The sequence below is a fragment of the Streptomyces specialis genome (assembly GCF_001493375.1).
Classification (GTDB): domain Bacteria; phylum Actinomycetota; class Actinomycetes; order Streptomycetales; family Streptomycetaceae; genus Streptomyces; species Streptomyces specialis.
Genome location: NZ_LN929763.1, coordinates 50,708 through 76,568, shown reverse-complemented (window position 1 = coordinate 76,568; position 25,861 = coordinate 50,708). Strand labels below are relative to the sequence as shown.

The following is a 25,861-nucleotide window of genomic DNA, read 5'->3' as shown; positions in this document are numbered from 1 at the left end:
CAAGGAGAGCGACGTGCAGATCACCGAATGGCAGCAGGACCTGGCGCGGCGGATGCTCGCCGCGCCGGCGGACGACCCGGCCCCGGTCTCGGTGTCCGCCGACACCGGCCGGGTGCGGTCGGTCGAGGACCGCGTGCAGCGCATCCGCACCACCGAGCGGTCCGGCAGCCGGGGCTCGTGCCACCCGGGCTACACCGCCTGGGGCGACTGACCCCGACGCGCGACCCGTGGCCGGTGCCGTCCGCCGGCCACGGGCCTCCCCTCTCCGACCAGCGAAAGCAGACGCCGTGCTTCTCCCCGGAATCACCCTCAGTGTCCTGTCCGACCTGTTCGGGCCGTCCGACATCATGATCAGCTCCGGTGTCCGGCCGCTGCCCGGCCCGGCCGCCGCGGAGTCCGCCCTCGTCCCCCGGGACGACTGGCGCCCCCTCACCGACGACGAGTTCGCCGTGCTGTCGCCCGGCGCCCCCGTCCCCCTGTACGACCGGATGACGCTGGTGGACCTGGATCCCGGCGATCTGGAACGGAGCCAGCGCCGCCTGCTGCCCCTGCTCGCCGGGGCGAGCGAGTCCCGCGAGCCGACCGGGCCGGCGGAGCCGCGGAAGGCGGCGATCCGCGAGGTCTGCGACCGGCTCCTCGCCACGCTGGCGCGCCGCGGCGGGATCACCTGCGAGACCGTCGGTCCCGCCGACGCGGTCGTGCACCGGCCGGGCCGGCTCTCCACCGCCTACAACTACGACCGGCGCTTCTTCATGGGGCTGCACCTGGACAACCACCAGGACCACGCGCTGACGGAACGCCATCTCGCCTATCCGCTGACCGTGGTGAACCTGGGATTCGCCGACCGCTACGTGCACTTCGTGAACCTGCGGGTCACCGCCCTGTGCGCGATGCTCCGCGAGGCCGGGCACGGGATCCCGGCCACGACGCACGCCCTGAAGAACGCCTTCTTCGCCGCCCACCCCTCCTGCCCGGTGCTGCGCGTGCGGCTCCGCCCGGGGCAGGCGTACCTGGTCAACACCCAGGACGTCCTGCACGACGGCGCCACCAACGACCGCGGCCTGCCCGACGTGTCGCTGCTGTCGGCCAACGCGCTGTCCGTCGCCGAGCCGAGCCCGGCCCGGTGAGCGAGGTGAGCGGACACCCGGCCGGTCCGGTCCGGCAGATCGTCCTCCAGGCCACCGGCTTCTGCAACATCGACTGCCGGTACTGCTACCTGCCGGACCGCCTGACCCGCACGGTGATGCCGCTCGACGTCGTCTCCGCCGCCGCCCGCGCCCTGGCCTCGTCCGGCATGCTCGACGACGAGGTGGAGATCCGCTGGCACGCCGGGGAACCCCTCACCGCGCCCCGGGACTTCTACGCCCGCGCCCACGAGATCCTGCGCCGGACCCTGGCCGGGATCACCGTCCCGCGCTTCTCGCTCCAGACGAACGGTCTGCTGATCGACGACGCGTGGTGCTCCTTCTTCCGCCGGGAGGACGTCCGCGTCGGCGTCAGCCTGGACGGCCCGGCGCACGTCCACGACGCGTACCGGCGCACGCGGAACGACCGGGGCACGCTGTCCCGCGCCATGAGGGGAGTGGAACGGCTGCGGGCCGCCGGCCTCGACTGCGACGTCATCTCGGTGATCACTCCGGTCACCCTGCTCCACCAGGAGGCGTACCTCGACTTCATGGCCCGGCTGCGCCCCCGCTCGCTGGGGCTGAATCCCGAGGAGACCGAGGGAGGCAACTCCTCCACGCTCCACCGCTCCTCCGGCTTCGAGCCGCGCTACCGCGCCTTCCTGCGGTCCGTGGCGGCGTGGTCGGCCCGCACGGGCGTCGCCGTACGGGAGCTGGAGCGGATGCGCGAGCATGTGCTCTCCCACCGCCTGCCCGTCCGGAACACGCAGAACGAGCCGCTGTCCATCGTCACGGTCGGCACCGACGGCGGCGTCTCCTCCTTCTCCCCGGAGCTGTTCGGCTGGCGGAGCCCCGACCACGGCGACTTCGTCCTCGGCGACCTGCGCGACCCCGGTTTCCGGCTCGACGCGTGGCGGCCCGGCTTCGCCAGGCTGGCCGACGAGGTGGCCCAGGGACGGCGAGACTGCGCGCGTTCCTGCGGGTACTTCGCCCTGTGCGGGGGCGGGGCGCCCGCCAACAAGTGGGCGGAGCACCAGGCGTTCACCGGCACCCGCACCCGGTTCTGCGCGCTGGGGGTGATGGCCGTCGCGGATGTCGTCCTCGACGAGCTGGAGGGCGCGCGCCGGTGAGCGGTCGCGCCCCGGCGTCCCCCCGGGTCACCGTGCGCGGCCACTGCCCGGCACGGCCGGAGGCCGTCGCCGCCCTCGTCGCACGGGGCCGGGCGGCGTCGCTGACCGCGCTGCCCGGCGACTTCGTGATCGTCGCGGAGGAGACCGGGCGGACCACGCTGATCAGCTCGCGGTCCGGCGCGGTCGGCCACTTCTACGACACGCGGGTGCCGAGGGCCCACGGCGCGTGCCTGGACGAGGTGCTGACGGCGGCCGGGCGCCCGCTGCGCTGGGACCACGGCGCGGTGGCCGACCATCTGGTCTTCGGCCACCCGCTCGGCGAGGCGACCCTGGACCGCGACATCCGCCGGGTCCCGGCGGGATCGGTCGTGGTCCTCACCCGTTCCGGCGGGGAGATCCGCGCCTCCCGGCCGGCCGACGCGCCCGTGGCGACACCGGACGCGGCGCTGGCGGCGTTCGTCGCGTCCGTGCGGCGCGCGGCGGACGGCGGATGCGCGCTGTCGATGTCGGGCGGGCTGGACGCCCGGCTGCTGCTCGCCGCGCTGCTGGCGGACGGACACCGTCCCCGGCTGCTGATCGCGGGCGTGCCGGGCTCGTTCGACCGGATGGTCGCCACGGCCGTCGCCCGCGACCTCGGCCTGCGCCACACCGTCCACGCGGTCACGGCGGCGCGGCTGCCGTACGGCGCGGCCCGCGTCGCGCGGGCGACCGACGGGCTGCTGCCCCTGAGCAACTGGGCCGGGATGGCCCATCTCGCCGAGGACCCGTCGCCGGAGCCGGCGCTCCTCGGCTACCACGGCGAACTGGCCCGCGGGTACTACCTGCCCGCCGCCGTACGGTCCGCGGCGGCCCTCGCGCGGCGTCCGGCGGCGCACGCGCCCGCCCATCTCCTCGGCCGCTCCGGCGACCCGTTCCGGAAGGCCGAACACGCCCGGCTGGCCCCCGGCCTGAGCGCGGCGCTGGGCCGGGAGGCCCTGGAGGAGCGGGTACGCGCGGTGCTGCCGGCCACGGGGACGCTCCTCGGCGCCACCGAGGCGTTCTTCCGCGCCCAGTACGGGCGCCGGAAGATCGGCGCCAATCTCGCGGCGATCGGCGAGTTCACCGCGTGGCGCGTCCCGTTCCTGGACCCCGACTGGGCCGACGCCGCCGGCGCCCTGCCCGGCCGCTGGAAGCTCGGCGACCGCTGGCACCGGTGGGCGATCGGCCGCCTGTGGCCACGGCTGCTGGACTACCCGGAGGAGGGCTACGGCCGCCGCACGGCGCCGCGCCCCTCACCGCGCCACTGGCTCGCCGGGCCCGGGAGGCCCCGCACCCCGTACTACGCCGACCAGCGCCCGCTGCTCGGCCCCGGCCCCGTCATGGACTTCCTCGGCCGGCACGCCGGTCACGGTCTCGGGGACCTGCTCGACCCGGCCCTGGCCGGCGAACTGATCGCGGAGCAGATGAGCGGCGCGCCGCGTCCGCATCTGTGCTTCGCCCTGGGCGCCCTGTCCTGCTGGCGGCGTTCCGCCGGCCCGTGACGGCCGGTCAGCGCTTGTCGCCGGGCGCGGGAGCGTGTTCCTCCGGCGCCTGCGGCGGCTCGTCGCGCGCGTCGGCCACCTGGTCCGCGGTGGGCCCGACCCGCTCCCGCACCCGGGGCGGGATCGGGACCCGGGGCGCGGTGCCGAGCGGCTTGAACCGGCTGTCGTCCAGCACCATGAGCCCGGCGAGGGCCTGTTGCAGGGCCGCGAGGTCCCCGGCCGTCACGGCGGCGCCCACGGCGTCCAGCCGGTCTCCCGCCCAGGTCCAGCGGTCCTCCGTCAGCGTCCACTCCGGCATGTCGCGCACCAGGCCGAGCACGGCGTCAAGCGTTTCGGTCCACAGGGGAGGACGGCCGGACCCGGCCGTGGCGCGCTCCTCGGATGCCTCCATGCCCGCATGCTAACGAGACGTCAGGCCGCGCGGTGGGCGTTCACCGACAATGCGCCGGCGGCGGTGGGCCCGGCGCTCAGGCACCCGAATGGAGGTGGGCCGCCCACAGGGACGGAGTGGCCCACAGGAGCCGGCGGGCGGAACGCACCGCCGTGTGCAGGGCGTGGGCGGCACGCTCGGGCCGTGCCGTGCCGCGACCGTCGTGGAGGTGCGCGTAGAACGCGGTGGAGAGGGTGGTGGCGGCCAGGTCGCCGACCTCCCACTGGGTGCCGACGACGTGCGGGAACCCGGCGAGCTGGAACGTGGCGGCCAGGTGGATCGCCTCGTCCCGCAGCGCCGCCGCGTCGACGGCGGCCGTCCGGCAGGCGGAGATGTAGACCAGCCGGGCCCGGTCGAGGGTGACGGGAACGAGTCCGGCGACGGTGAACGGGTCCTCCGCGTGGTCGTGGAGGAAGAGGCGGCTGAGGGACGGGTCGGCGGGATGGCTGTCCGCGTGGCAGCCGAAGTGGACGATGTCGGACGCGGCCAGGTGGGCCAGGACGTTGGCCTTGGTGGGCAGGTCCGCCGGCCCGGGCGGCGGGCCGCCGGCCGGGCCGGGGTCGGGCTCCGTCAGCAGCACGGCGTCGGGCCAGTGCGCGCGGAGCATGGCGGCCTCGGCCGGTACGAAACGGAGCCGGCCGCCGTCGGGGAAGCCGGGGGTGACGGGCATGGCCACGATCAGCCGGCGGGCGGGGCCCGGCGGGCCGCCGGCCACCGGGCGGCGGGCCAGGTCCCGGGCGTGGTGGAGGGCGCGGATGGTGGGGGTGTAGGAGGAGACGACCCGGTCCAGCACGGACCGGGGTGCCGCCGGGTCCTCGGCCGGGGTGTGGTGGCCGGCGGCGTGCAGGGGCAGCGTGCTCAGCGGCCCGCCCGGCACCCACCAGATCCGGGGCCACGAACCGGCGTCACCGGCCGGGGTGGTCACCAGGCCCAGGGCCCGCAGCACCGGTTCGGCCGCGGCGTCCCAGAGCCAGGCGAGGATCTTCGCCAGCTCGGCCTGGGGCCGCATCGGGTCGGGGGCGTCCGCCGTGGCGCGCAGCGCGTCGCGGAAGGAGTCGCCGCGCTCGCGCACGTCGTCCCAGCCGAGCCGGGGCAGGGGAAGGGCGGTGACACCGGTCGCGGTGACCAGCAGGGCGTCGCCGCGGCGGGGCGTCACGTTGAACACGACGATCGGCCCCTCGGACGCCTGGGCCAGGAGTTCCTCGTCGGTGGGTGGCGCGGCGAACGTCGCGAATCCTTCCTCGGCGCGGATGGTGTCCAGGAGCGCGGCGAACTCGGCGGCGAGGGTCTGGCGGTCGGCGGTCTCGCGGTCGTGGCGCCGCCGCGCGTCCCCGGCGCGCTGTCCGGCCGGTTCCGTCGTCCGGGGAAGTGCCGGGACGGGGCGGTCGAGCCGGTCCCGCAGGTCGAGGAAGCGCAGCGCGAGGTGGGGGTGACGCTCCCACAGCCCGGTCAGGTCCCCCCGGACGTCCAGCGACGCCGACATCAGCACCGCCCGCCCGGTCTCCAGGAGGCGCAGGGCCCGCGCCGCGCCGTCCGGCGTGCCGCCGGACGCGGTCAGCGCCAGCGCCGCGGCCTCACCGGCGAGGCCCGCGAACGCACCGGCCAGGCGCTGCTGGTCCCCCCGCCCCAGGCGGCGCGACGACACGAGCGGCAGCAGCCGCACCGCCAGCTCGGCCGCCTCCGCCGCCCGCCCGGGGTCCGGGTCCGCGAGTGCCGTGGCGGCGGCACGGGCCGCCCGGACGCGGGACGTCGTCGGGGCCGTCGGGACGCGCGCCGCCGCCAGCCAGGCGTCCACGGCGCGTTCCCGGTCCGTCGCGTCCCCGGTGTGCTCGTGACGGGCCCACAGGGCGTCCCCGAGATCCGCGCCCAGCGGGCCACGGCCCGGATGGAGGGGGCCGAGGGCCCGTACGGCGTCGTCGAGGAGGCCGATGGCGGTGTCCGTGTCCGCCGGGTTCGCTGGGTTCGCTGGGTTCGCCGGGTCCGCCGGGGGCCCCGGCGGCTCGCGGCGCGCCAGCAGTGCCCGGCCGAGAGCGGCGGCGTGGAAGGGACGGCGCGGATCGTCGTCGGCGACGGCCCGGAGGGCCGCGCGGAGCAGGCCGATCCCGGCCTCCACGTCGGCCTGGTCCCCCGAGTGCCGGTACCGCTCCGCCAGCGCGCCGCCCAGCGCGGTGAGCCGCCCGGCCCGGTCGGGATGCCCGGCCGGGGTCGCGTTCACCGAGCGCCGGTGGGCCCGGATCGCGGCGTCGAGGTCGGCCGGGCGGCCGGACCGTTCGGCGCGCGCCGCCAGCGCGGTGCCGAGCAGCCCGAGGGTCCAGCCGCGGTCCGGATGGGCGGAGGGCAGGAGGTCCGCCGCCTCCCGCAGGGCGTCCAGGGCGGCGTCGAGGTCGGCGTCCCCGCTCTCGCGTTCACCGCGCAGCAGCAGGGCCGCGCCGAGGTTGGTCAGGCACTGCGCGCGTTCGAGGGGGTCGCTGTAGCCGGTGACCGCCGTGCGGAGGGCGTCGATGGCGGCGTCCGCGTCCGCTTCGCGTCCGGTGCCGGCGGAGAGGCCGCCGAGGACGGCGCCCACGTGGTGCGGGTGCGCCCCCCGCGCGGTAAGACCGACCGCCTCCCGCACGGCAGCGGCGGCGGCGTCGAGGGCGGCGGCGTCGCCCGAGAGGTCGAACCGGGCGCGCAGGGCGCTGCCGAGGAGGGAGAGGCGGCGGCCTCTGGCCGGGTGGTCGGGCGGGGTGGCGTCCACGGCCTCCTGCTGGGCGGCGATGCCCGCCTCCGCGTCGTCGGCGTTCCCGGTCCGCCCCGCCCGCAGCGTCAACGCCGCACCGAGATCCGACAGGAGGCCCGGCCGGGCGGGATGACCGGGCGGGGTGGCGTCCAGGGCCTGCCGCTGGGCGGCGATGCCCGCCTCCGCGTCGTCCGCGTTCCCGGTCCGCCCCGCCCGCAGCGCCAGCGCCGCACCGAGATCCGACAGACACGTCGCCCGGAGGGGGTGGCCGGGTGGCGTACCGCGTGCCGCCTCGCGCAACCGGTCGACGGCGGCGTCCAGATCGGCGGGCTCCCCGCGCGCGCCGAAGCGGGCGAGGAGGGCGTCGGCGAGCGTCGCCGCGGGCGCCCCGGTGGTGTGGTGCCCGGCGGGCGCCACCCGGAGCGACTCCCGCAGGCACGCGACGGCCAGGTCCGCGTCCCGGCCGGAGTCCGCGTGCCCGGCCCGTTGCCGGTGGGCGGCCGCGAGGCGGAAGAGGCGCAGCGCGTGGTCGGGGTCCCCGTCCCCGGTGGCGTCCACCGCGTTCCGCCCGGCCTCGATCGCGGCGTCGAGGTCCGCGGGCGCGCCCGTGCGGGCGAAGCGCGCCGCCGAGGCCGAGCCCAGGGCGGCCCAGGCGGTCGCGCGGTGCGGGCTGTCGGGGGGCGCGGTCCGCGCGGACGCGCGCAGCCGTTCGATCGCCTCGTCGAGATCGGCCGGCGATTCCGACGCGGCGTACCGGACCGCCAGCAGGGTCCCGAGCTGGTACCGCACCTGGGAGTCCGCCGGAAGGTACGCGCCGCCCGCGTCCGCCGTCGCCCGGAGCGCGTCGATGGCCTCGTCCCGGTCCTCCGCCGCCCCTGTCAGCCGGAAACGGTGGGCCAGCGCCACACCGAGGGCGTACCGGTACATCGGGTACGCGGGGTCGGTGTCCGTTGCCGCCCGGAGCACCCGCCGCCAGGACCGGACGGCGGCGGACGCGCGGTCCGGGTCGGGGGAACGCCCCGCCTCCAGGAGGGCGCGGGCGGCGGTCAGGGCGGCGGCGCTCGCCAGCGCCGGGATCAGCTCGGGCGGCAGGCCGTCGCAGGTGAGGGCGAACCAGGGCGTGAACGCCTGGATGGCGGCTTCGAGAGCGTCCTGTTCCTGCCCGGGGGGCAACGCCAGCACGCGGTACCAGTGGAACCAGCCGAGCGTGAACCCGGCCCGCAGATCGGCCCCGGAGCCGTCGAGCAGCTCCGCGAGACGTTCCGCCTCGGCGAGCGCCTCGGGTTCCAGAACGGGCCGGAGGTCGCCGTCCGCGGTGATCCGCCGCAGCCGGGCGACCACCGGCGCCAGCCGTTCCTCCCGCATCCAACCCCCTGGAATCCGCGACGCGTCGGGCGACCGTGGCAGCACCGTACCCGCCCGGGGCGGGGATCAGCGTCCGGTGGTGTCGAGGTTGGCGAGGTACCGGGCGTCGCCCTGCGGCCCGGCCACCGCGCCGCGCGGCACCAGCTCCTCCAGCTGCCGGAAGACCTCCGCGTCCAGCGTCCGGGCCAGGTCGGCTGCGGCGGCGTTGGCCCGGACGTTGGCCGCCCGGCGGGTGCCGGGGATCGGGACGGTGTCCCGGTGCAGGGTCCAGGCCAGCGCCAGTTGCGCGGTGGTCACGCCGTGCGCGGCGGCCAGCGTGGCCAGCGCGTCGACCAGAGCGACGTTGCTGTGCAGATTGCCGCCCTGGAAACGGGGGTTGCCCCGCCGCCAGTCGTCCCGCTCCAGGTCGGCGTCGCTCCGCACCGCGCCGCCGAGCAGGCCCCGGCCCAGCGGGCTGTAGGCCACGAAGCCGACGCCCAGCTCCCGGCAGGCCGGGAGCACCTCGTCCTCCGGGTCGCGGTGGAAGAGGGAGTACTCGGTCTGGAGCGCGGTCACCGGGTGCACCGCGTGGGCGCGGCGCAGGGTGGCGGCGGAGACCTCCGACAGCCCGATGTACCGGATCGTTCCCTCCTGGACCAGCTCAGCCAGCGCGCCCATCGTCTCCTCCACGGGCGTGGTCGGGTCCAGGCGGTGGAGGTAGTACAGGTCCACGTGATCCGTCTCCAGCCGCCGGAGGCTGGCCTCCAGGGCACCGCGCAGGTAGGCCCGCCGGCCCATGCCGGGCACCAGCAGCCCGTCGGCGTCCTGGTTGCCGCCGAACTTGGTGGCCAGGACGACGTCCTCCCGGCGGCCCTTCAGAACGCGGCCGATCACCCGCTCGCTGGCGCCGTCCGCGCCGTAGATGTCGGCGGTGTCGAGGAACGTGATGCCCGCGTCCAGCGCCGCCCGCAGGGTGGCCTCGGCCTGCGCCCCTTCCACCTCCCCGTAGATGCCGCCGGCCAGCGTCATGGCGCCGAACCCCAGCGCCGATACCTTCGGTCCGTGCTCTCCCAGTGCGCGCTCGTACACGCCGGTTCCCTTCCAGTCGGGTCTTCGCGTGTCCGCGCCCGACGCGGCGGGACACGTCCCTGATCGTCCGTCACCGGCCCCCGGCTAGCCAGGACCCGCTGGGAGCCAGCCCCCGCGAGGCCAGTAACGCCAGGGCTACCCACCCGCGCGACGGACCCGGCACACTGGACGTCATGCCCTCCCCCGAACTGGCGGCGTTCCTGCGCAGCCGCCGCGACCGGCTCCCGCCGGCGGCCGTCGGCCTGCCCGAGGGCGGGCGGCGGCGCTCGCCGGGGCTGCGCCGCGCCGAGGTGGCGCAGCTCGCCGGGATCAGCCCGGACTACTACATGCGCCTGGAGCAGGGCCGCGACGGCCGCCCCTCCGCCTCGGTGCTGGACGGTCTGGCCCGCGCGCTGCGGCTGGACGACGACGAACGCGACCACCTGTACCGCCTGGCGCGCGCCGGGTCCGTTCCGCCGCGCCGCCCGGCCTCGTCCCGGGTCCGGCCGGAGGTCGCCCGGCTGCTCACGGCCATCGGGCCGGTGCCCGCCTACGTGCTCAACGGCCGCCTGGACGTGCTGGCGTGGAACGCGATGGCCGCCGCGCTGGTCACCGACTTCGCGGCGCTGCCGCAGGCGCGGAGGAACCTGCTCTGGTTCACCTTCCGCGACCCGCTCGCCCGCACCCTGTACGCCGACTGGGAGCTGGCGGCCCGGCACGGCATCGCGCAGCTCAGGACGGCCACCGGCCGCGCCCCCGACGACCCCGCGAACAGCGCGCTGGTCGGCGAACTGGCCGTGCACAGCGCGGAGTTCCGCGACTGGTGGGCCCGGCACGACGTGAAGGGACCGAGCATCGGGCGCAAGCGGTTCGTGCACCCGCTGGTCGGCCCGCTGGAGCTGGACTACGTGGCGCTGCTGCCTGCCTCTTCTACACATCTGACGCTGCCGACCTGCCTCTTCTTCCAGTTCTCGCGGGTTGGCGCTCTGTCCAACGCTGCATCACGACCGACAAACGGACGGCATCCGAGTTTTCGCCCTGTCTGGGGGGCGGGAAGATGTGAATAAGAGCCAGCCACCCCACCCCGCCCGCGTCGCGGGCGAACCGCCCACCGCATGCGCGGCCCGGTCAGACGTCGGGGGGCCGGATGGCCCTGTGCGCGAGCCACTCGGCCCTAGGCCGGCGGCGGTCGTGCGGGCGAGCCTGGGGCAAGGAGCGGCGGCGTGGAACGCGTCCACCGCCGGCCGCCCGCGGGGCGGCCGTGGAGACGATCCGAGGGAGTCAGCGATGAGCGGCCCGGTGGTTGTGGGAGTGGACGGCTCGGAGTCGGGCCTCGCCGCCGTGGAGGCGGCGGCCGGAGTGGCGCGGTCGCGGGGCGTGGAGCTGCGGGTGGTGCACGCGTTCGTCTGGCCGCTGATGCACGTGCCCCTGGGGGCGCCCGTGCCGGGCCCGGCCGACGGCGGGTTGCGCAACGCGGCCGAGCGTGTGCTGGCCGACGCCGCCGGCCGGGCACGCTCGCTCGCGCCGGAGGTGAAGGTCACCGAGGTGCTGGTCGCCGGTGCGCCGTTGCCCGTCCTGGAGGCGCAGTCGCGTACCGCCGGGCTGGTGGTCGTCGGCAGCCGGGGACTGGGAGCCTTCACCGGACTGCTGATCGGGTCCACGGCGGTGGGGCTGGCCGCGCACGGCGGGTGCCCGGGGGTGGGGGGGCGGGGCCGGCCCGCGCCGGACGGCCCGATCGTGCTGGGTGTCGACGGATCGGCGGCCGGCGACGAGGCGGTCGGGTTCGCGTTCGACGAAGCGGACTCGCGCGGCGCCGGCATCGTGGCGCTGCACGCCTGGACGCCGTGGGACGCCCCGATGCCGCCGCCCGGGGATCCGTCGGCGCCGTTCGCGAACGAGCCGGGCGCGCTGGCGGAGCACGAGGCGCGGCTGCCGGCCGAGGCGCTCGCGGGCTGGTGCGCGAAGTACCCGGACATCCGGGTCGAGCACCGGGTGGTGCGGGCCGACGCGCGCGAGGCACTGATCGAGGCGAGCGCTGCTGCTCAGCTCGTCGTCGTCGGGACGCGCGGACGTGGCGGGTTCGCCGGGCTGTTGCTCGGTTCCGTCAGCCAGGCGCTGCTGCACCACGCGCACTGCCCCGTCGTCGTGGCCGGCGGGAGCTGACCGCGTCGGGTCGGGACCGGCCGCCCGGCCCGTGCCGGGCGCGGTCCGGGGCCGGGCCGACGCGGCCGGGCGGCGGGTCGTAGGCTGTCGGCGGATCGTGCCGGGCACTCGGACGGAGAAGACGGTGGGGAACGGCGGCGCGTCGGGGAGCGATGGCGGGCCGCTGCCGCGGCTGCGGCTGGACGAGCTGCTGGAGGAGCTCCAGGTCCGTATCGACGAGGTGCGCGGCACCCGCGACCGGGTGCACGGGCTGCTGGAGGCCGTCCTGTCCGTGGGCCGGGAGCTGGACCTGTCCCAGGTGCTGCGCGGGATCGTGGAGGCCGCCGTCGTGCTGGTGGACGCGGAGTACGGCGCGCTGGGAGTCATCGACAAGGAGCACGAGCAGCGGCTGTCGCAGTTCGTGCCGGTGGGCATCCAGGAGGACCGGATCGAGGCGATCGGGCCGCTGCCGTCGGGACACGGTCTGCTGGGCGAGCTGATCCGGCACCCGAAGCCGCTGCGGCTGCGGGAGCTGTCGGAGCACCGGGCGTCCTACGGTTTCCCGGCGAATCACCCGCCGATGCACTCCTTCCTGGGGGTGCCGATCCGGGTCCGGGACGAGGTGTTCGGCAACCTCTACCTCACGGAGAAGCGCGGAGGGCGGGAGTTCGACGCGGAGGACGAGACGCTGCTGTCGACACTCGCGGTCGCGGCGGGTGTCGCGATCGAGAACGCCCGGTTGTACGAGGAGGCGCGGGACCGGCAGCGGTGGCTGGAGGCGAACGCCGAGGTCGTCGGGAACCTGCTGTCCGGGGCCGGTGAGGCGCGAGTGCTGGAGCTGATCGTCGGACACGCCCGCCGCATCCTGGGCGCGGACCTCGGCGTTCTCTGCCTGGCCGAGGAGGGCTCGGGTCCGCTGCGCGTCGCCCTGGCCACGGGCTCGCACGCCGCCGCCCACGCGGGTCTGGTGCTGCCGCGCGAGAGTTCGTTCGCCGGCGCCGCCGTCATCTCCGGGGAGCCCGTGCTCACCTCGGACATCGGCACCGACGCCCGCCGCGCGGCCGGGCCGGAGGACTGGTCCGGGCTGGGTCCGGCCGTGGCGGTGCCCATGGGGACCAGTGGCGGGCTGCGCGGGGCGCTGGTGCTGGCCCGCGAGCGGGGGCAGGCGCATTTCACCGGTCGGGAGACGGCGCCGCTGCTGGCGTTCGCCGGCCAGGCGGCGCTGGCGCTGGAGCTGGCCGAACGCAGGCGGGCCGCCGAGCAGATGGCGCTGCTGGAGGACCGGGACCGGATCGCCCGCGATCTGCACGATCTGGCGATCCAGCGTCTGTTCGCGACCGGCATGACGTTGCAGAGCACCCTGCGGTTCGTGGAGCATCCGCAGGCGTCGGAGCGGCTCACCCGTTCGGTGGACGACCTGGACGAGACCATCAAGATCATCCGGTCCACGATCTTCGGGCTGCGGGTCCACGAAGGCGGCCCGGCCGCGCAGGGGTTGCGGGTGCGGGTGGCGAGAACGGTGGAGGAGGCCGTGCCCACGCTCGGGTTCACGCCGTCGCTGCGGATGGAGGGCCTGGTCGACACCGATGTCCCGGCCGAGGTCGCCGACCATGCCGTCGCCGTGCTGCGGGAGGCGCTGTCCAACGTCGCCCGGCACGCGCGGGCCGGTGCCGCGAGTGTGTCGGTGACGGTGGGGGACGGCGTGTTCGCCTTGGCCGTGGTGGACGACGGTACGGGTGTCCCGGAGGGCGGGCGGCGCAGCGGGTTGCGGAATCTCGCCGAGCGGGCGCAGGGGCTCGGCGGCTCTCTGACGACCGGCCCCGGGCCCTCCGGCGGCACCCGTCTGGAGTGGCGGGTACCGCTGACCGGGAGCTGACCCGTTCAGCCCCCGTCTCCGCGGGCGGCGCCCGTGTCGAGGAGCCGGGCACGGGAAGCGCGCAGGCGCCGGACGACGGTCCGCGCGACATGCCGGTAGACCGCGCGGCCCAGAACCGGGTCGGAGTCGCACAGGGCTCGCACGGCGAGCGCGTCGAACTCCATGGCCCGGACCGGGCTGAGTGTCTCGCCGCCCAGTTCCCAGGTGTGCGGCGGGAACAGCCAGGACCAGCCCAGCAGTTCCCCGGGCCCGACGGAGTCCACGACCGCCGCCCGGCGGCCGGGCCGGTGGAGGTCGAGGGTGACCGTGCCGGATCCGAGGACCCAGAACCGGTCGGCCCGGCGTCCTTCCTCGAACAGGCGGGTCCCGGCGGGGTAGGAGACCTCGCGGGCGTACGCGAGGAGGTGGCCGGTGCCCGCCTCGGGCAGAGCGGCCAGGAAGTGCTTCGTGGTGGGTCCCATGGCGTCCGTCTTCTTCCGGTGGTTCGCGCGGTCAGTGGTCGGCGGCATCGTGGGGTTCGGGGCCGCCGTCACGGGCGGCCGTGAGGCGGTCCACGACGCCGACGACGCCTTCCATCCGTCCGGTGAGACCGAGCGCGATGGGAATCTCGCTCTCCCGCTCCACGACGCCGTCGAGCGTGACGACGCCGTCCTCGACGGTGACGCGCACGGCGTCCCTGGGCAGCCACAGGGAACGGATCAGCACCTCGTCGATGACGGTTTCGCGGATCTCGGCGTCGGGGCGCAGGAAGACGCCCAGCACGTCGCGGCGGCTGACGATGCCGCCCAGGCGGCCTTCCTCGTCGAGCACGGGCAGCCGTTTGACGTGGCGGTCGGCCATGACGCGGGCGGCGCGCGCCACGGAGTCCACGGCCCGGACGGTGACGGCGGGGGCGGTCATCAGCTCGCCCGCCGTCATGGCGCCGGCCAGGGCCGTTTCCCGGCGCGCGGCGCGGGTCGGTGACCAGTGGGGCCGCCGTCCGCCCTGTGCCTGACGGGCCATGAGGTCCTGCTCGGACACGATCCCGAGCACCTTCTCGTCATCGTCCACCACGGGCATTCCGCTGACGCGGTGCTCCGCGAGCAGTTCGGCCACCCGCTTGAACGGCACCTCGGGCGTGACCGAGACGACGTCACCGGTCATCACCGTGCCGACCATGCGTTGCTTCATGACATGTCCTCGATTCCGGTGGAAGGGCGCGGACGCGGGTCCGCGCGTCGGTTCCCACCGTGCGTCCCCTGAGCCTCCGCTCCCTAGGGCCGAACGGGCCCGGGGGGAGTCCCTTGCGGCCCGTCCGCGGGGACCTGTGGCCCCTGCCGCGGGTGTCCGGCCCGGCGGGACGCTGAGGGCATGTCATCGAACGAAGGAGGCGGCCCCGTGTTCCCGACGGTCACTGTGGGTCTGGATGGTTCTTCGGAGAGTCTCGCCGCCGCCGGATGGGCGGCGGGCGAGGCGCGGCGTCGGGGGCTGCCGCTGCGGCTGGTGCACGTGTGGGAGGCGGGCGCGTACTCCGCGCTGCCCTCGGTGGACGGCCGGACCCTGCGGTACTGGGCGGAGCGGATACCGCGTGAGGCCGCCGAGGATCTGCGGTCCCGGTTCCCCGGAGTGGACATCTCCTACGAGCAGTTCACCGGTGCCCCGGCGCGGGTGCTGACCGGGGAGACGGCGGAGGGGTCCGGGATGCTGGTGCTGGGCACCCGGGGGCTGGGCGGCCTCACCGGCTTCCTGCTCGGCTCGGTGGCGCAGTCCGCCGTCGCGCACGCCCACGGCCCCGTCGCGCTGGTCAGGCCCGGCGCCGACGGGGAGGCCGCCGCACCGGCCGCGACCGATGTCGTGCTCGGGCTGGACGTGGCGGATCCGCCCGCCGCGCTGATCGACCACGCCTTCGACGCCGCCGCCCGGCGCGGCGCCCGGCTGCGGGTGGTCCACGCCTGGCGGGTGCCGCCGGTGTACGGGTTCTCGGCCGCCACCGTGGAGCCCGGCATCGCGGCTGTCTTCGCCGAGGACGTGGCCAGGGAGCTGGCGGACGCGCTGCGCCCCTGGCGGGCGAAGTACCCGGGTGTGGAGGTGGTGGAGCAGCCGGTGATGGGACGGCCGGGCCGTGAGCTCGCCGAGGCCGCGCGCGACGCGGCGGTGCTGATCGTCGGCCGCCGGGCCCGCCGGGCGCGCACCGGCTGGCACATCGGGCCGGTCACCCACGCGGTGATGCACCACGCGATCGCGCCCGTGATCGTCGTCCCGCACCCGTGACGCGCCCTGGCCCCCCGCCGGCTCAGGAGGAGCCGGCGGGCGGCACCAGGGTGTTCTCCCCGGTGCGGCCGGCGAGGTAGTCCGCGACGTTCCGGGCGGTCGCCTCGACGATCTGGCCGACGGCGTCCCGCGTGAAGTACGCCTGGTGGGAGCTGACCAGCACGTTGCGGAACGTCATCAGGCGCGCGAGGACGTCGTCGGTCATCACGTCCAGCGAGTGGTCGAAGAAGAAGACACCGGCCTCCTCCTCGTAGACGTCCAGACCGACACCGTCCAGCCTGCCCGCCCGCAGCGTCTCCACCAGCGCCTGGGCGTCGATCAGGCCGCCCCTGCTGGTGTTGATCAGGATCGCGTCGTCCTTCATCCTGGCCAGGGCAGCCGCGTCGACCAGATGGTGGGTCTCCGGCAGGAGCGGCAGGTGGAGACTGATCAGGTCCGCCTCCGCGAACAGGCGATCGGTCCCGGCGTACTTCATGCCCAGGGCCAGGCACTCCTCGCTCGGTGCGACGTCGTGGCCCAGCAGCCGCATGCCGAAGCCGGCGGCGATGCGGGCGAACGCGGTCCCGATCTTGCCGGTGCCGAGAATCCCGGCGGTCCGGCCGTGGAAGTCGCGGCCCATCAGGCCGGTGAGGCGGAAGTCGAAGTCGCGCGTGCGGGTCACGGCCCGCGGCACCCGCCGGTTGGCCGCCAGGGCCAGGGCCCAGGCGAACTCGGCGACCGCGTACGGGGAGTAGTACGACACTCTCGCCACGCCGATGCCGGCCGTCCGGGCCGCTTCCAGGTCGATGTTGTTGTAGCCGGTGGCGCGCTGGGTGATCATGCGGGTGCCACCGGCGGCGAGCGCGCGCAGCACCGCGGCGTCCAGCACGTCGTTGACGCCGCTGCACACGATCCGGTGGCCGACGGCGGTCGTCACGGTGTCCGCGTCGAGCGTGAGGTCCAGGCAGCGCAGCCGGTGCTGTCCGTCGAACGCGGCCTGGAGCAAGGGTCGTTCGTCGGCTGTCACCCCGTAGGCGATGATGTCCGTCGCATCCGTGTTCACGCCGGTCACCGTAGCCTCACTTCGCGGGCGGTGGGGTGACCTTGCTCGCCAGCACGGCCGCCTGGACGCGGCGTTCGACGCCGAGCTTGGCCAGCAGCCGGGAGATGTGGTTCTTGACCGTCTTCTCGGACAGGAAGAGTCGCTGGCCGATCTGGCGGTTGGTCAGTCCCTCGCCGATGAGGATCAGGATCTCCCGCTCGCGGGGTGACAGCGCGGCCAGGGCCGCGTCCTGCGGTTCGGCCGGCCGCGTGTCGTCGCCGCGCAGGCTGCTCATCAGCCGCGCGGTGGTCGCCGGGTCGAGCATCGACTGCCCGGAGGCGACGGTCCGCACCGCGGCGATCAGGTCGGAGCCCTTGATCTGCTTCAGCACGTACCCCGCCGCGCCCGCCATGATGGCGTCCAGCAGCGCGTCGTCGTCGTCGAACGAGGTGAGCATCAGGCACGCCAGCTCCGGCATGCGCGAGCGCAGTTCCCGGCAGACGGTGATCCCGTCGCCGTCGGTCAGCCGCACGTCGAGGATCGCCACATGCGGGCGCAGTGCCGGGCCACGGGCCAGGGCCTGGTCGGCCGTCGACGCCTCGCCGACGACCTCGATGTCCGGCTCGGCGTCGAGCAGGTCGTGCACCCCTCGCCGGACCACCTCGTGATCGTCCAGCAGGAACACCCTGATCGGCGCCTGCGGGGAGAACTGGGGTGCGTCGCCCATGTCGTGTGTTCCTCGTGTCCGTTCCGGCCTCGTAGCACCGATGGTCACCCCGCGCACCGGCCGGATGCCAGGGCCGAACGGCCCCATCGGCGCCCGTGCCGGAAGGCCGGACGCCCCGGCGGCCGAGGCCCGACCGGCTCCAGCGCCGCGCCGTCCGGGCGTGGGACGGTCCCGTCACGGGCCACGGAACGCCGCGGCGACACACGAGGCGGGGACGGGGGACATGGAAGGCACGATCCGGCTGTGGCGCTGGCGGCGCAACCCGCCCAGGCGTCGTTCCGACATCGCCGAGGGATGGCTCGGCCTGGCCACCGGCCTGGTCATCGCCCTCGGCGCCCCCCTCGCCGGCGCGGCGACCACCGCCGGGACGGCCCACATCATGCTGGCGCCGGGTACGGACCTGAACGAGACGGCCGCCCTGGTCACCGGCTCCGCCGCCGAGGCGGACGCGGCCACCGTCGGCCACCCGGGCCACGACAGGACCGTCGTGACCGTCGACTGGACGACACCCGACGGCACCACCCGCACGGGCTCCACCTGGGCCGATGCCTCCACCCGGCCCGGCGACCGCGTCGACGTGTGGATCGACGACTCCGGCGAGCTGCGCCGGCCGCCCGTCGCGACGACCACCGCCTGGGCGGCCGGAGCGCTCCTGGGAGCTTCCGCCGCGGCGGGTGTCTGCCTGCTGGCCGTCGCCGCGAGTGCCGGCGCGCGGAACCGGCTGGACATCCGCCGCACGGCCGCCTGGGAACGCGCCTGGGCCGAAGCGGCCCCCGGCTGGTCCCAGCACGCCTGACGGCCGCAGGACACCGGCCACCGGCCCGACCGGCCCGGCCCTCGAAACAGACCCCCGAAACAGACATGGAGAGAGGACACGGCCATGACCCGACCCCACGTCGTCGCCGGAATCGACGACACCGCCACCGCGTTCCGGGCGCTCGACCGGGCGGCGGAGGAAGCGGAGCGGCGCGATGCCGTACTGCACATCGTGAACGCCCTGCCGGACCCGGACGCGGCGGGGCCGATCCTGTCGGCCGCCCTGGCCCGCGTCCACGACCGGCATCCCGCGCTGATCGCGCTGCCGGTGCCCGTTCCCGGCGCGCCGGCGGCGGTGCTGGCCGAACGGAGCCGTGACGCGCTGCTCACCGTGGTCGGCACCCGCGGTCTGAGCGGCCCGGCCGGGCACCTGCCGGCTTCGGTCGCCCAGGGCCTGGCCGAGCGGACCAACGGCCCGCTGCTGGTCGTACGCGGTGATCCGCGCGAGCTGCGGCACTCCCCCGACCACGGTGACGTGCTGCTGTGCGTCGGGAGCAACGGCGACGCCGAGGCCGCGGCGGTCGCGTTCGCGGAGGCCGAACGCCTGGGCGCGGGCGTGCGGTTGCGGACCACACGCCCGGGAATGGTGCACGCCGTGCTCCGGGCGGCCCTCGGCTCCGCCCTCGTCGTCGTCGCCCTGCACCGGGACCCACGCGTCGGGCCCCACCTCGACCGCGTGACCGAGGCCCTGCTGCGCCACTCGCCCGTGCCGGTGCTGCTGGTCCCCGTGCCCGTCACCGCCCGCGCGGACTGAACGGGCCCACCGGTCAGGGCCGTTCGGCCCCGGCGGCCGGGACCCGCGACCCCTGGGGCCGACCCCCCGGCGGCGGGACAGTGAAGCCGCGAGCGGAACTCGCACCGACGCATCCGGAAGGACGGACACCATGGCCATCCAGCAGCACTTCCGCCGACACGGCGGTCCGCACCTGCCCACGTGGCGCAAGGCCACCGGCGCCACCACGACCCGGGCCGCGGCGCGAGCGACCACCGCGCACCTCTTCGCGTCGGTCCGCGTCCTGACCGGGTTCGTCTTCCTGTGGGCGTTCCTCGACAAGACCTTCGGCTGGCAGTACAGCACCCCCTCGGGCGCCGGCTGGATCGACGGCGGGTCGCCGACCGAGGGCTTCCTCAGCCACGTCGCCGTCGGCCCGATGGACGGCACGTTCCGTTCCTGGGCCGGGGACGCCTGGGCCGACTGGTCGTTCATGCTCGGCCTGCTCGCCATCGGCCTCGCCCTCACCACCGGCGTGGCCCTGCGGCTGGCCGCCCTGGGCGGCGTGGCGATGATGGCGCTGATGTGGGCGGCGGAATGGCCGCTGGACCAGACCCTCGCGGACGGCACCCCCAGCATGTCGACCAATCCGCTGGTCGACTACCACGTCGTCTACGCCGCCGTCCTGGTCGCCCTGGCGGCCGTCCACGCGGGCCGCACCTGGGGCCTGGGAGCCCGCTGGGAACGCCTCCCCGTCGTGCGCGCTTGCGGACTTCTGTGTTGTCGCGATGGATGTTTGCAATTCGCTCTACATCACCTGAGTCTCAGATTCCTCGTCCGACGCTTTTGTGTTATCTCATTTTTTTTGTTTAAGTGACCCCGCGCCCACCAAGCTCACCCCTCTCCTCTTCGACGGCAGCGTAAGATGTTTAAAAGAGACAGGTGCCCGCCTCGACACCCGAGAAGGAGCACGCCATGAACCCCACCGTCGTCGCGGGCCTCGACCACACCCCCGAAAGCCGCGCCGCCGCCACCTGGGCAGCCGACGAGGCAGCCCGACGGGACCTGCCGGTGCGGCTGGTCCACGTCCGCGAGATCGACCCGTACACCCGTCTGTCCTTCTCCGGCGCCGGGGAACTCGCGCACGGCCCGGAGCATCTGCTGAAGCGGGTGGCCGACGAACTCAAGGCCGGGCACCCCGGCCTGACGGTGATCACCGACGTGATCCCCGGCTTCCCCGAAGCCGTCCTCGCGCGGTCCGCCGGTGACGCCGGCCTCCTGGTCCTCGGCTCCCGTGCCCTGGGCACGGTGACCGGTTTCCTCGTCGGCTCGATCGCCCTGGCCGTCGTCGCCCGCACCCGGCGTCCCGCCGTCCTGGTCCGGGCCCCCGGCCACGACGCCGCGCGACACGACGCCGGCGACGTCGTCCTGGGTGTGGACGTCACCCACCCGTGCGACGACCTGCTCGCGTTCGCCTTCGAGTCCGCCGCCCTGCGCGGCGCCACGCTGCGAGTCATCCACAGCTACGACCTGCCGTCCGCGGAGAGCTTCGCCATGGTGCCCGACCCGGACCGCCACACCGACGTCGCCGCCGCCAGGGGCCGCGCCCTCGGCGACGCCCTGAGCCCTTGGCGACACCGGTACCCGCACGTCAAGGTCACCGAGGACATCGTGAGCGGCAACGCCGCACGGCACCTGACCGAAGCCGCCGCCACGGCCGCCCTGCTGGTGGTCGGCCGCCGCAGCTCCACCACAGCCCCACCCCCGTCGCCGTCGTCCCCCACGACTGAAGCGCGCGTCGCGGCCTGACGAGTTCCGCCCGTCCGGTGACGTGCCGACGCGGGAACTCCCCTCGGCCGTCCGGCGCTTGGCCGTACCCCGAGGGGGGTACGGTGAGCGACTCCGCTGAGGGGACGTTCGCCGCTTGCCCCGGCCGTAGCGTCCGCGGTCATGAGGGTGATTCTTCGGCAGGTGTGGTCGGCGGTCCGTCCGGTGACCGCGCAGCAACGGTTTCTGTGGTGGTGCGGGACGCTGCTGACGGCGTCCGGCGCGGTGCACGCGGTGGTCGCGGTGGTGGACCAGGCGCCGTGGTGGGGCGCGGTGTCGTGGCGCAAGCCGGTGGAGTTCGGGATGTCGTTCGGCATCCTGTGCTGGTCGGCGGTGTGGGTGATGCGCCAGCTTCCCGTCCGGCGCTGGGGGTGGCTGCCGGCCGGGCTGCTGGGCGGCGGCTCCCTCGTCGAGGTGGCCATGATCACGATGCAGCGGTGGCGCGGGGAGGCGTCGCACTTCAACGAGGAGACGGCCTTCGACACGGCGGTCTGGTCGGTGATGGCCCAGGTGGTGATCCTCGTGGTGCTCGCCGTGGTCCTGTTGCTGGCGTGGTCACTGGCGCGGTTCCGGGGCGCGCCCGCTGCCCGCGTCGCCGTCGTGGCGGGTCTGCTGGGCGTCCTGGTCAGCGGATACATCGGGTTCGGCATGGCCGCGGAGGGCGAGGCCGCGGTGGAAGCCACCGGCCAGGTGCCCGACTCGGTGGAGTTCGGCGCCGAGGGCAGCGCCAAGCTGGCGCACGCCATCGGCCTGCACGGGCTTCAGGTGCTGGGCCTGCTGGCCATCGGCCTCGGCCTGCGGCCGGCGCCCGCCCGTACCCAGACCCGGTTGATGGTCTCCGCCGTCGTCGGCTACGGGGCGGTGTTCGCCTCGGTGACGGCCACCGCGTACGCCGGCCGGCCCTGGACGTCACCCGGCCCGTGGCCGGCGCTGCTGGCCCTGGCCGGGGTCGTCGCGGTGCTGGCGGTGTCCGTCGTCGTGGCGCGGCGGCTGCTGTCCGGCGTTGAGCGGTGGCCCGCCGAGGTGATGAGGTAGCCCCCATGAACCGGCTCGCCGCGATCGTCTCGTGGGGCAACGGCCTTCCCGCCCGGACCGTGGACGCCGCACTGGCGGGCGTCGCGGTCGCGGTGCTGGTCAGCGACCGGCTGGCCACCATGCCATCGCCCGGCGCGCGGCTGCTGGCGTCCGTGGCGCTGGCCGTGGTGATCGGCGGCAGCCTCGCCGTCCGCCGGCTCATGCCGGTGACGGCCTACGCGGCGGGAACGGCGGCGCTCGCCGTGGAGGCCCTGTACTCGACGGCCGACGCGCTGTCCCCGCTGGCGAACCTGATCGGCCTGTACTCCGTCGGCCACTGCGCGACCCCGCGGCGGACCCTGTGGGGGCCGGTGATCGCGCTGCCGGGCGCCGCGGCGTACTTCGTCGGCGACGAGCCTTCGCCGCCGCCCGCCGTGCCCGCCGGTGTGGTGGTCGTGTGGCTGCTCACCTGGGCCGTCGGCTATGCCGGTGCCCGCCGGCGGGAACGGCAGGCGAACGACCGGCGGCTGATGAGCCGGGACGCCGTCATCGACGAGCGCAACCGGATCGCCCGCGAACTGCACGACATCGTGGGCCACACCATGAGCGTCATGCTGGTGCGGACCGGCGCGGCCCGCGTGGTGCTCGACAACGACCCGGAGCAGGCCCGCGAGATCCTGGCCGGGGTGGAGCGGACCGGGCGGGAGGCCCTGGACGAGTTGGACAGTGTGCTGGGCCTGCTGCGCCGCGACACCAGCGTCGCCCCGCACCCCGGCCTCGCCGAACTGCCCCGCCTGGTGCGGCGGACGGCGGAAGCGGGGCTGGCCGTGACGGTGCGGGTCGATCCGCCGCAGCCGCGACTGCCGGGCAGCATCGACCTGTCGGCCTACCGGATCGTGCAGGAGGCACTGACCAACGCCTTCCGGCACGGCAAGGCGGCCTCGGCCACCGTCGTCGTGCGGTGCGGCGGGCGGAGCGTGGAGGTGGAGGTCCAGGACGACGGGCGCGGCCCGCAGCCGGGCTACCGGCCGGGCCGCGGGCTGCTCGGGATCTCGGAGCGGGTGGCCGTGTTCGGCGGCTCCGTGGAGCACGGAAGCGGTGACGGCGCCGGGTTCCGCGTACGGGCCGTGCTCCCTCTGCCGCGCACGGGGGACCTGGCATGACGCTCCGCGTGCTGCTCGCCGACGACGACGCGCTCCTCCGGGCCGGCCTCGGCGTCATCCTCGGCAACGCCGCCGGCATCGAGGTGGCCGACGAGGCCGCCGACGGCGTCCGGGCCGTCGAGCTGTGCCGGACGCTGGCCCCCGATGTGGTGCTCATGGACGTGCGGATGCCCGGCATCGACGGCATCGAGGCCACCCGGCGCATCGTCGCGGCCGGACTTCCGACGAAGGTGCTGGTCCTGACCACCTTTCAGCACGACGAATACGTATGGGGCGCGCTGCGCGGCGGCGCCAGCGGATTCCTGCTCAAGCGAGCCTCGCCCGAGCGTCTGGTCGACGCCGTACGCACGGTGGCGGCCGGCGAAACCCTGCTGGACCCGGCGGTCACCCGCGATCTCGTCGAACACTTCGTGCTCGGCGCCGGTGGCCGCGAGCCCGGCCCCGCGGCCACCGGGGAGCGACAGCGGCTCGCCGGGCTCACGCAACGGGAGACGCAGGTCCTGTGCCTGGTCGCGCAGGGCCTGTCGAACGAGGAGATCGCGGACCTCCTCGTCATCGCCGAGTCCACCGCCAAGACCCACGTGAAGCGAATCCTGGCGAAAATCGGCGCCAGAGACCGCGCCCAAGCCGTCGTCCTCGCCTACCGCACCGGCCTGGTGCCCCCCGGCGGGCACTGACACCAGCCCGTTCCGCGAGCGGGAGCGGGCCGACCCGCTTCAGCCGAGGAAGCTGAGCCGCACCTGTCGGTGGGGGTTGTCCCGGTTGGTGTCGACCAGGCAGACGGGTACGACCCGTCGGTACCCACCACCGACTGCTCGGCATTCCCGCTGCCGGCCGCCGACAACCAGCAGGCGGGCCAGCTCCTGGGCCAGTTCTACGACAAGAACCGGATCATCGACGGATCACAGGACGCCTTCGTCGTCAGGATCAGTTGGCCCGGACCGCAGTCGGTGCGCGCCCCGGGGGGCCGGGGCGTGCACCGACCGGTCATCCCACCGGCCACACCTGGACCAGGTACCGCTCCACGCCCTTGACCGGACCCTCCAGCGCCGCGCGGCGGACCAGTCCCGCCACTCCTCACCCTCCCACTCACCCCGGAACACCTCATGCCGACCGGCCCACAAGACCCGTTGGCGGTTCACTCCCGGCTTCCACGCTCTGACGCTTCCGGCAAGCAGTCGATCGGCTGGAACGGCTCATCACCGGCCCAAGCGGCGATCAACTGCCCGGAGGTCCGGGCGCGACCCCCAGGACGGAAGCCACGCCGAACAGCGCGGTGCAGGCGCTCACCACCCGGGGCCGGGAGCCCTGTGGGGGGCCGTCGAGCGGCACGCGCCGCGCTGGTGTTATAAATAAACGACAATCATTTTCATCTGAGGTCGCCGTTCCCACCGGCCGGCGAACCCGGGCAGCGCGGAAAGCGAGCCACTCCTATGGCCAGGCAGACACGCCGGGGCAACGAACAGCGCCCCCGCCCCAACCCCCTTGAGGCGGCAGGCATCACGTACATCGACTACAAGGACACCAACCTGCTGCGGAAGTTCATCTCCGACCGCGGGAAGATCCGCAGTCGCCGCGTCCCCCGGCTGCCCGTCCGGCAGCAGGGGGAGATGGCCCGGGCCATCAAGAACGCCGGGGAGATGCCCCTCCTGCCCTACCCGCCGACACCGCCCCCCCGCTGACCACCGTGCCCCTGGCATGACGCGGCGGACGGGACGGGGCCGCTTCAGCCGAGGAAGCTGAGCCGCACCTGTCGGCGGGGGGTGTCCCGGTTGGTGTCGACCAGGCATACGGACTGCCAGGTGCCCAGGGCCAGGGCGCCGTCGATCACCGGCAGGGTGGCGTGCGGCGGGACGATCGCGGGGAGTACGTGGTCCCGGCCGTGGCCCGGGCTCCCGTGCCGGTGGCGCCAGCGGTCGTCGGCCGGGAGCAGGTCCCGCAGTGCGGCCAGCAGGTCGTCGTCGCTCCCGGCCCCGGTCTCGATCAGCGCCACGCCCATCGTGGCGTGGGGCACGAACACGTTCAGCAGGCCGTCCCGCCCGTCCGCCACCTCGCGGAGGAAGGCGGCGCAGCGTTCGGTGAGGTCGTGGACGTTCTCCTCGGACCCGGTCGCGATGTCGATCACTCGTGTGGTGAAGGCGTCAGACATGCCTCCATGATCCGGGTCACCGGCCTTCTTCGTCTCGTCGGTCACGCCGCGGCCAACTCCGCCACGAGATCGATCACGGTGCAGCGTTGGAGTTCGACGACGAGTTGCTGGGCGACGAACCACGGTGCGGTCGGGGAGCCGTAGGAGAGGTAGGCGTCGTCCGGGACCTGGGTGAGGCGGTTGTCGGTGGTGGGGAGGTAGTGGCCGCCGAAGACGCCCCAGACGCGGGGTTTGCGGGAGCGGATGGCCACGGGTTCGGTGAGGTGGGGGCAGTGGCGGAGGGCCAGGGCGGCGCAGGGCAGGCAGATCGGGGGCTTGGTGCACAGCACGCCGTCGGGCCAGTCCGCCGGCTGCTCCCGGGTTTCGGTGTGCTGGACGAGGAACAGCCAGCCGCGGGAGGTGCGGCTGGCGGGGCCGGCACAGACCTGACACAGCCGGTTCAGCATCGCCGCGCGCTGCCGGGCCGGGTGCATGGCGCGGAACTGGGGGCGTCCCTGGCCGGGCGTGTCGCGGCACCGTAGCCACAGCACGCCGTGGCGGTCCCGGTCGCCGGGCCGCTCGGCGCGGTAGGCCAGGCCGGTTCCGTGGGGGTGGATCGTGAGGGCGGGCGCCAGTTCGAGGGTTTCCGCGCTCCACGCGGCGGCCACGGGGACGGGCAGGCGGTTGGGGCCCCACGTCAGGGGGCCGGGCGGGACGGTCCCGCCACCGGGCCCGCCCGCCGGCATGCGCCACCGGTCCCCCACCGGCAACGAATCCGCGACCGCCCCGGCCCCGGCCCTCCGCACCTCCCAAAGCGCCGCCCGCCGCCGGCCGACGGACCCCGGAGCGC

The 25,861-nt window shown here is 75.2% G+C and carries 25 protein-coding genes and 1 pseudogene; 16 read left to right on the top strand and 10 right to left on the bottom strand.

Features of this window, described 5'->3' with window-relative positions; genetic code table 11:
- Nucleotides 1–13 precede the first annotated feature (13 nt).
- From BN2279_RS04030 to BN2279_RS04015, 4 genes are all read left to right on the top strand, one after another.
- Nucleotides 14–211, top strand: coding sequence for a hypothetical protein (locus BN2279_RS04030; protein WP_059006480.1), 198 nt, complete (start codon nucleotides 14–16; stop codon nucleotides 209–211).
- A 76-nt stretch (nucleotides 212–287) separates the two neighbouring features.
- On the top strand, nucleotides 288–1,127 hold the full coding sequence (locus BN2279_RS29075) for a hypothetical protein (RefSeq protein ID WP_059006478.1): 840 nt from the start codon (nucleotides 288–290) through the stop codon (nucleotides 1,125–1,127).
- Nucleotides 1,124–2,254, top strand: a complete 1,131-nt coding sequence (grrM, locus tag BN2279_RS29070) for a cyclophane-forming radical SAM/SPASM peptide maturase GrrM/OscB (protein ID WP_059006476.1) — start codon at nucleotides 1,124–1,126, stop codon at nucleotides 2,252–2,254. The genes BN2279_RS29075 and grrM overlap by 4 nt, the downstream gene beginning before the upstream one ends.
- Entirely contained in the window at nucleotides 2,251–3,774 is a 1,524-nt protein-coding gene (locus tag BN2279_RS04015) for an asparagine synthetase B family protein (RefSeq protein WP_059006474.1), read from the top strand. The genes grrM and BN2279_RS04015 overlap by 4 nt, the downstream gene beginning before the upstream one ends.
- 7 nt (nucleotides 3,775–3,781) lie before the next feature.
- Here BN2279_RS04015 and BN2279_RS04010 read toward each other — a convergent pair whose 3' ends face one another.
- The 3 genes from BN2279_RS04010 to BN2279_RS04000 all read right to left on the bottom strand — a co-directional run bounded on the left by BN2279_RS04010 (nucleotide 3,782) and on the right by BN2279_RS04000 (nucleotide 9,356).
- The gene (locus BN2279_RS04010) at nucleotides 3,782–4,165 is read right to left on the bottom strand and encodes a CATRA system-associated protein (RefSeq protein WP_059006473.1); all 384 of its coding nucleotides are present in this window, start codon (nucleotides 4,163–4,165) and stop codon (nucleotides 3,782–3,784) included.
- Between the two features lie 76 nt (nucleotides 4,166–4,241).
- Nucleotides 4,242–8,288: a CHAT domain-containing protein gene (locus BN2279_RS04005; protein WP_059006471.1), complete on the bottom strand. Its 4,047-nt coding sequence runs from the start codon at nucleotides 8,286–8,288 to the stop codon at nucleotides 4,242–4,244.
- A gap of 66 nt (nucleotides 8,289–8,354) precedes the next feature.
- On the bottom strand, nucleotides 8,355–9,356 hold the full coding sequence (locus BN2279_RS04000; RefSeq protein WP_104530927.1) for an aldo/keto reductase: 1,002 nt from the start codon (nucleotides 9,354–9,356) through the stop codon (nucleotides 8,355–8,357).
- A 173-nt stretch (nucleotides 9,357–9,529) separates the two neighbouring features.
- Here BN2279_RS04000 and BN2279_RS03995 point away from each other — a divergent pair, with 173 nt between their 5' ends.
- The 3 genes from BN2279_RS03995 (at nucleotide 9,530) to BN2279_RS03985 (ending at nucleotide 13,353) form a co-directional block, all read left to right on the top strand.
- On the top strand, nucleotides 9,530–10,402 hold the full coding sequence (locus BN2279_RS03995) for a helix-turn-helix transcriptional regulator (protein WP_059006469.1): 873 nt from the start codon (nucleotides 9,530–9,532) through the stop codon (nucleotides 10,400–10,402).
- Nucleotides 10,403–10,622: 220 nt separating this feature from the next.
- A complete protein-coding gene (locus tag BN2279_RS03990; RefSeq protein ID WP_059006467.1) occupies nucleotides 10,623–11,498 on the top strand; it encodes a universal stress protein in 876 nt (291 codons plus the stop codon).
- Nucleotides 11,499–11,622: 124 nt separating this feature from the next.
- A complete protein-coding gene (locus BN2279_RS03985) occupies nucleotides 11,623–13,353 on the top strand; it encodes a sensor histidine kinase (protein WP_059006465.1) in 1,731 nt (576 codons plus the stop codon).
- Between the two features lie 5 nt (nucleotides 13,354–13,358).
- Here the strand turns inward: BN2279_RS03985 and BN2279_RS28315 are convergent, their stop codons facing one another.
- Nucleotides 13,359–13,814, bottom strand: coding sequence for a Crp/Fnr family transcriptional regulator (locus tag BN2279_RS28315; RefSeq protein WP_059006737.1), 456 nt, complete (start codon nucleotides 13,812–13,814; stop codon nucleotides 13,359–13,361).
- 31 nt (nucleotides 13,815–13,845) lie between these two features.
- Nucleotides 13,846–14,523 (bottom strand): CBS domain-containing protein, encoded by a 678-nt coding sequence (locus tag BN2279_RS03975; protein ID WP_059006464.1) that lies wholly within the window; start codon nucleotides 14,521–14,523, stop codon nucleotides 13,846–13,848.
- Nucleotides 14,524–14,730: 207 nt separating this feature from the next.
- On the opposite strand from BN2279_RS03975, the gene BN2279_RS03970 reads away from it, so the two are divergent.
- Complete coding sequence (locus BN2279_RS03970) at nucleotides 14,731–15,603, top strand: universal stress protein (RefSeq protein WP_234347409.1); 873 nt, start codon at nucleotides 14,731–14,733, stop codon at nucleotides 15,601–15,603.
- A gap of 22 nt (nucleotides 15,604–15,625) precedes the next feature.
- On the opposite strand, the gene BN2279_RS03965 is transcribed toward BN2279_RS03970, so the two are convergent.
- Nucleotides 15,626–16,645: a 2-hydroxyacid dehydrogenase gene (locus tag BN2279_RS03965; RefSeq protein ID WP_059006735.1), complete on the bottom strand. Its 1,020-nt coding sequence runs from the start codon at nucleotides 16,643–16,645 to the stop codon at nucleotides 15,626–15,628.
- A 16-nt stretch (nucleotides 16,646–16,661) separates the two neighbouring features.
- Nucleotides 16,662–17,351 carry a response regulator gene (locus BN2279_RS03960; RefSeq protein WP_059006460.1) on the bottom strand — a complete coding sequence of 230 codons (690 nt, stop codon included), beginning with the start codon at nucleotides 17,349–17,351 and terminating at the stop codon, nucleotides 16,662–16,664.
- Nucleotides 17,352–17,574: 223 nt separating this feature from the next.
- Here BN2279_RS03960 and BN2279_RS03955 point away from each other — a divergent pair, with 223 nt between their 5' ends.
- From BN2279_RS03955 to BN2279_RS03925, 7 genes are all read left to right on the top strand, one after another.
- A complete protein-coding gene (locus BN2279_RS03955) occupies nucleotides 17,575–18,147 on the top strand; it encodes an Rv1733c family protein (protein ID WP_059006459.1) in 573 nt (190 codons plus the stop codon).
- 84 nt (nucleotides 18,148–18,231) lie between these two features.
- Nucleotides 18,232–18,921: a universal stress protein gene (locus tag BN2279_RS03950; RefSeq protein WP_059006457.1), complete on the top strand. Its 690-nt coding sequence runs from the start codon at nucleotides 18,232–18,234 to the stop codon at nucleotides 18,919–18,921.
- Between the two features lie 130 nt (nucleotides 18,922–19,051).
- The gene (locus BN2279_RS03945; protein ID WP_107115507.1) at nucleotides 19,052–19,756 is read left to right on the top strand and encodes a hypothetical protein; all 705 of its coding nucleotides are present in this window, start codon (nucleotides 19,052–19,054) and stop codon (nucleotides 19,754–19,756) included.
- A gap of 98 nt (nucleotides 19,757–19,854) precedes the next feature.
- Nucleotides 19,855–20,688 (top strand): universal stress protein, encoded by an 834-nt coding sequence (locus BN2279_RS03940; RefSeq protein ID WP_059006455.1) that lies wholly within the window; start codon nucleotides 19,855–19,857, stop codon nucleotides 20,686–20,688.
- A 141-nt stretch (nucleotides 20,689–20,829) separates the two neighbouring features.
- Complete coding sequence (locus tag BN2279_RS03935; protein ID WP_159037043.1) at nucleotides 20,830–21,741, top strand: hypothetical protein; 912 nt, start codon at nucleotides 20,830–20,832, stop codon at nucleotides 21,739–21,741.
- A 5-nt stretch (nucleotides 21,742–21,746) separates the two neighbouring features.
- Complete coding sequence (locus BN2279_RS03930; RefSeq protein ID WP_059006451.1) at nucleotides 21,747–22,883, top strand: sensor histidine kinase; 1,137 nt, start codon at nucleotides 21,747–21,749, stop codon at nucleotides 22,881–22,883.
- Nucleotides 22,880–23,560: a response regulator gene (locus BN2279_RS03925; protein ID WP_059006450.1), complete on the top strand. Its 681-nt coding sequence runs from the start codon at nucleotides 22,880–22,882 to the stop codon at nucleotides 23,558–23,560. Before BN2279_RS03930 ends, BN2279_RS03925 begins: the two co-directional genes overlap by 4 nt.
- A 39-nt stretch (nucleotides 23,561–23,599) precedes the next feature.
- Here the strand turns inward: BN2279_RS03925 and BN2279_RS30185 are convergent.
- Nucleotides 23,600–23,665, bottom strand: a pseudogene (locus BN2279_RS30185) (YjbQ family protein); the annotation flags it as partial.
- A 651-nt stretch (nucleotides 23,666–24,316) separates the two neighbouring features.
- Between BN2279_RS30185 and rpsR the strand changes: the two are divergent.
- A complete protein-coding gene (gene rpsR, locus BN2279_RS03920; protein WP_059006448.1) occupies nucleotides 24,317–24,565 on the top strand; it encodes a 30S ribosomal protein S18 in 249 nt (82 codons plus the stop codon).
- A gap of 44 nt (nucleotides 24,566–24,609) precedes the next feature.
- On the opposite strand, the gene BN2279_RS03915 is transcribed toward rpsR, so the two are convergent.
- Together BN2279_RS03915 and BN2279_RS03910 are read right to left on the bottom strand one after the other, a co-directional pair.
- Nucleotides 24,610–25,032: a YjbQ family protein gene (locus tag BN2279_RS03915; protein WP_059006733.1), complete on the bottom strand. Its 423-nt coding sequence runs from the start codon at nucleotides 25,030–25,032 to the stop codon at nucleotides 24,610–24,612.
- 41 nt (nucleotides 25,033–25,073) lie between these two features.
- Nucleotides 25,074–25,861, bottom strand: a 788-nt coding sequence (locus BN2279_RS03910) for a hypothetical protein (protein WP_234347405.1), incomplete at its 5' end; no start/stop codon positions are given.

Excerpts from the sequence above, each read along its gene's own strand:
- BN2279_RS03960 (WP_059006460.1), bottom strand. The coding sequence starts at position 17,351 with ATGGGCGACGCACCCCAGTTCTCCCCGCAGGCGCCGATCAGGGTGTTC.
- BN2279_RS04010 (WP_059006473.1), bottom strand. The coding sequence starts at position 4,165 with ATGGAGGCATCCGAGGAGCGCGCCACGGCCGGGTCCGGCCGTCCTCCC.
- BN2279_RS03935 (WP_159037043.1), top strand. The coding sequence starts at position 20,830 with ATGAGGGTGATTCTTCGGCAGGTGTGGTCGGCGGTCCGTCCGGTGACC.
- BN2279_RS03955 (WP_059006459.1), top strand. The coding sequence starts at position 17,575 with ATGGAAGGCACGATCCGGCTGTGGCGCTGGCGGCGCAACCCGCCCAGG.
- BN2279_RS28315 (WP_059006737.1), bottom strand. The coding sequence starts at position 13,814 with ATGGGACCCACCACGAAGCACTTCCTGGCCGCTCTGCCCGAGGCGGGC.
- BN2279_RS03930 (WP_059006451.1), top strand. The coding sequence starts at position 21,747 with ATGAACCGGCTCGCCGCGATCGTCTCGTGGGGCAACGGCCTTCCCGCC.
- BN2279_RS03915 (WP_059006733.1), bottom strand. The coding sequence starts at position 25,032 with ATGTCTGACGCCTTCACCACACGAGTGATCGACATCGCGACCGGGTCC.
- BN2279_RS03975 (WP_059006464.1), bottom strand. The coding sequence starts at position 14,523 with ATGAAGCAACGCATGGTCGGCACGGTGATGACCGGTGACGTCGTCTCG.
- BN2279_RS04005 (WP_059006471.1), bottom strand. The coding sequence starts at position 8,288 with ATGCGGGAGGAACGGCTGGCGCCGGTGGTCGCCCGGCTGCGGCGGATC.
- BN2279_RS03950 (WP_059006457.1), top strand. The coding sequence starts at position 18,232 with ATGACCCGACCCCACGTCGTCGCCGGAATCGACGACACCGCCACCGCG.
- BN2279_RS03990 (WP_059006467.1), top strand. The coding sequence starts at position 10,623 with ATGAGCGGCCCGGTGGTTGTGGGAGTGGACGGCTCGGAGTCGGGCCTC.
- rpsR (WP_059006448.1), top strand. The coding sequence starts at position 24,317 with ATGGCCAGGCAGACACGCCGGGGCAACGAACAGCGCCCCCGCCCCAAC.
- BN2279_RS03925 (WP_059006450.1), top strand. The coding sequence starts at position 22,880 with ATGACGCTCCGCGTGCTGCTCGCCGACGACGACGCGCTCCTCCGGGCC.
- BN2279_RS03995 (WP_059006469.1), top strand. The coding sequence starts at position 9,530 with ATGCCCTCCCCCGAACTGGCGGCGTTCCTGCGCAGCCGCCGCGACCGG.
- BN2279_RS03945 (WP_107115507.1), top strand. The coding sequence starts at position 19,052 with ATGGCCATCCAGCAGCACTTCCGCCGACACGGCGGTCCGCACCTGCCC.
- BN2279_RS03940 (WP_059006455.1), top strand. The coding sequence starts at position 19,855 with ATGAACCCCACCGTCGTCGCGGGCCTCGACCACACCCCCGAAAGCCGC.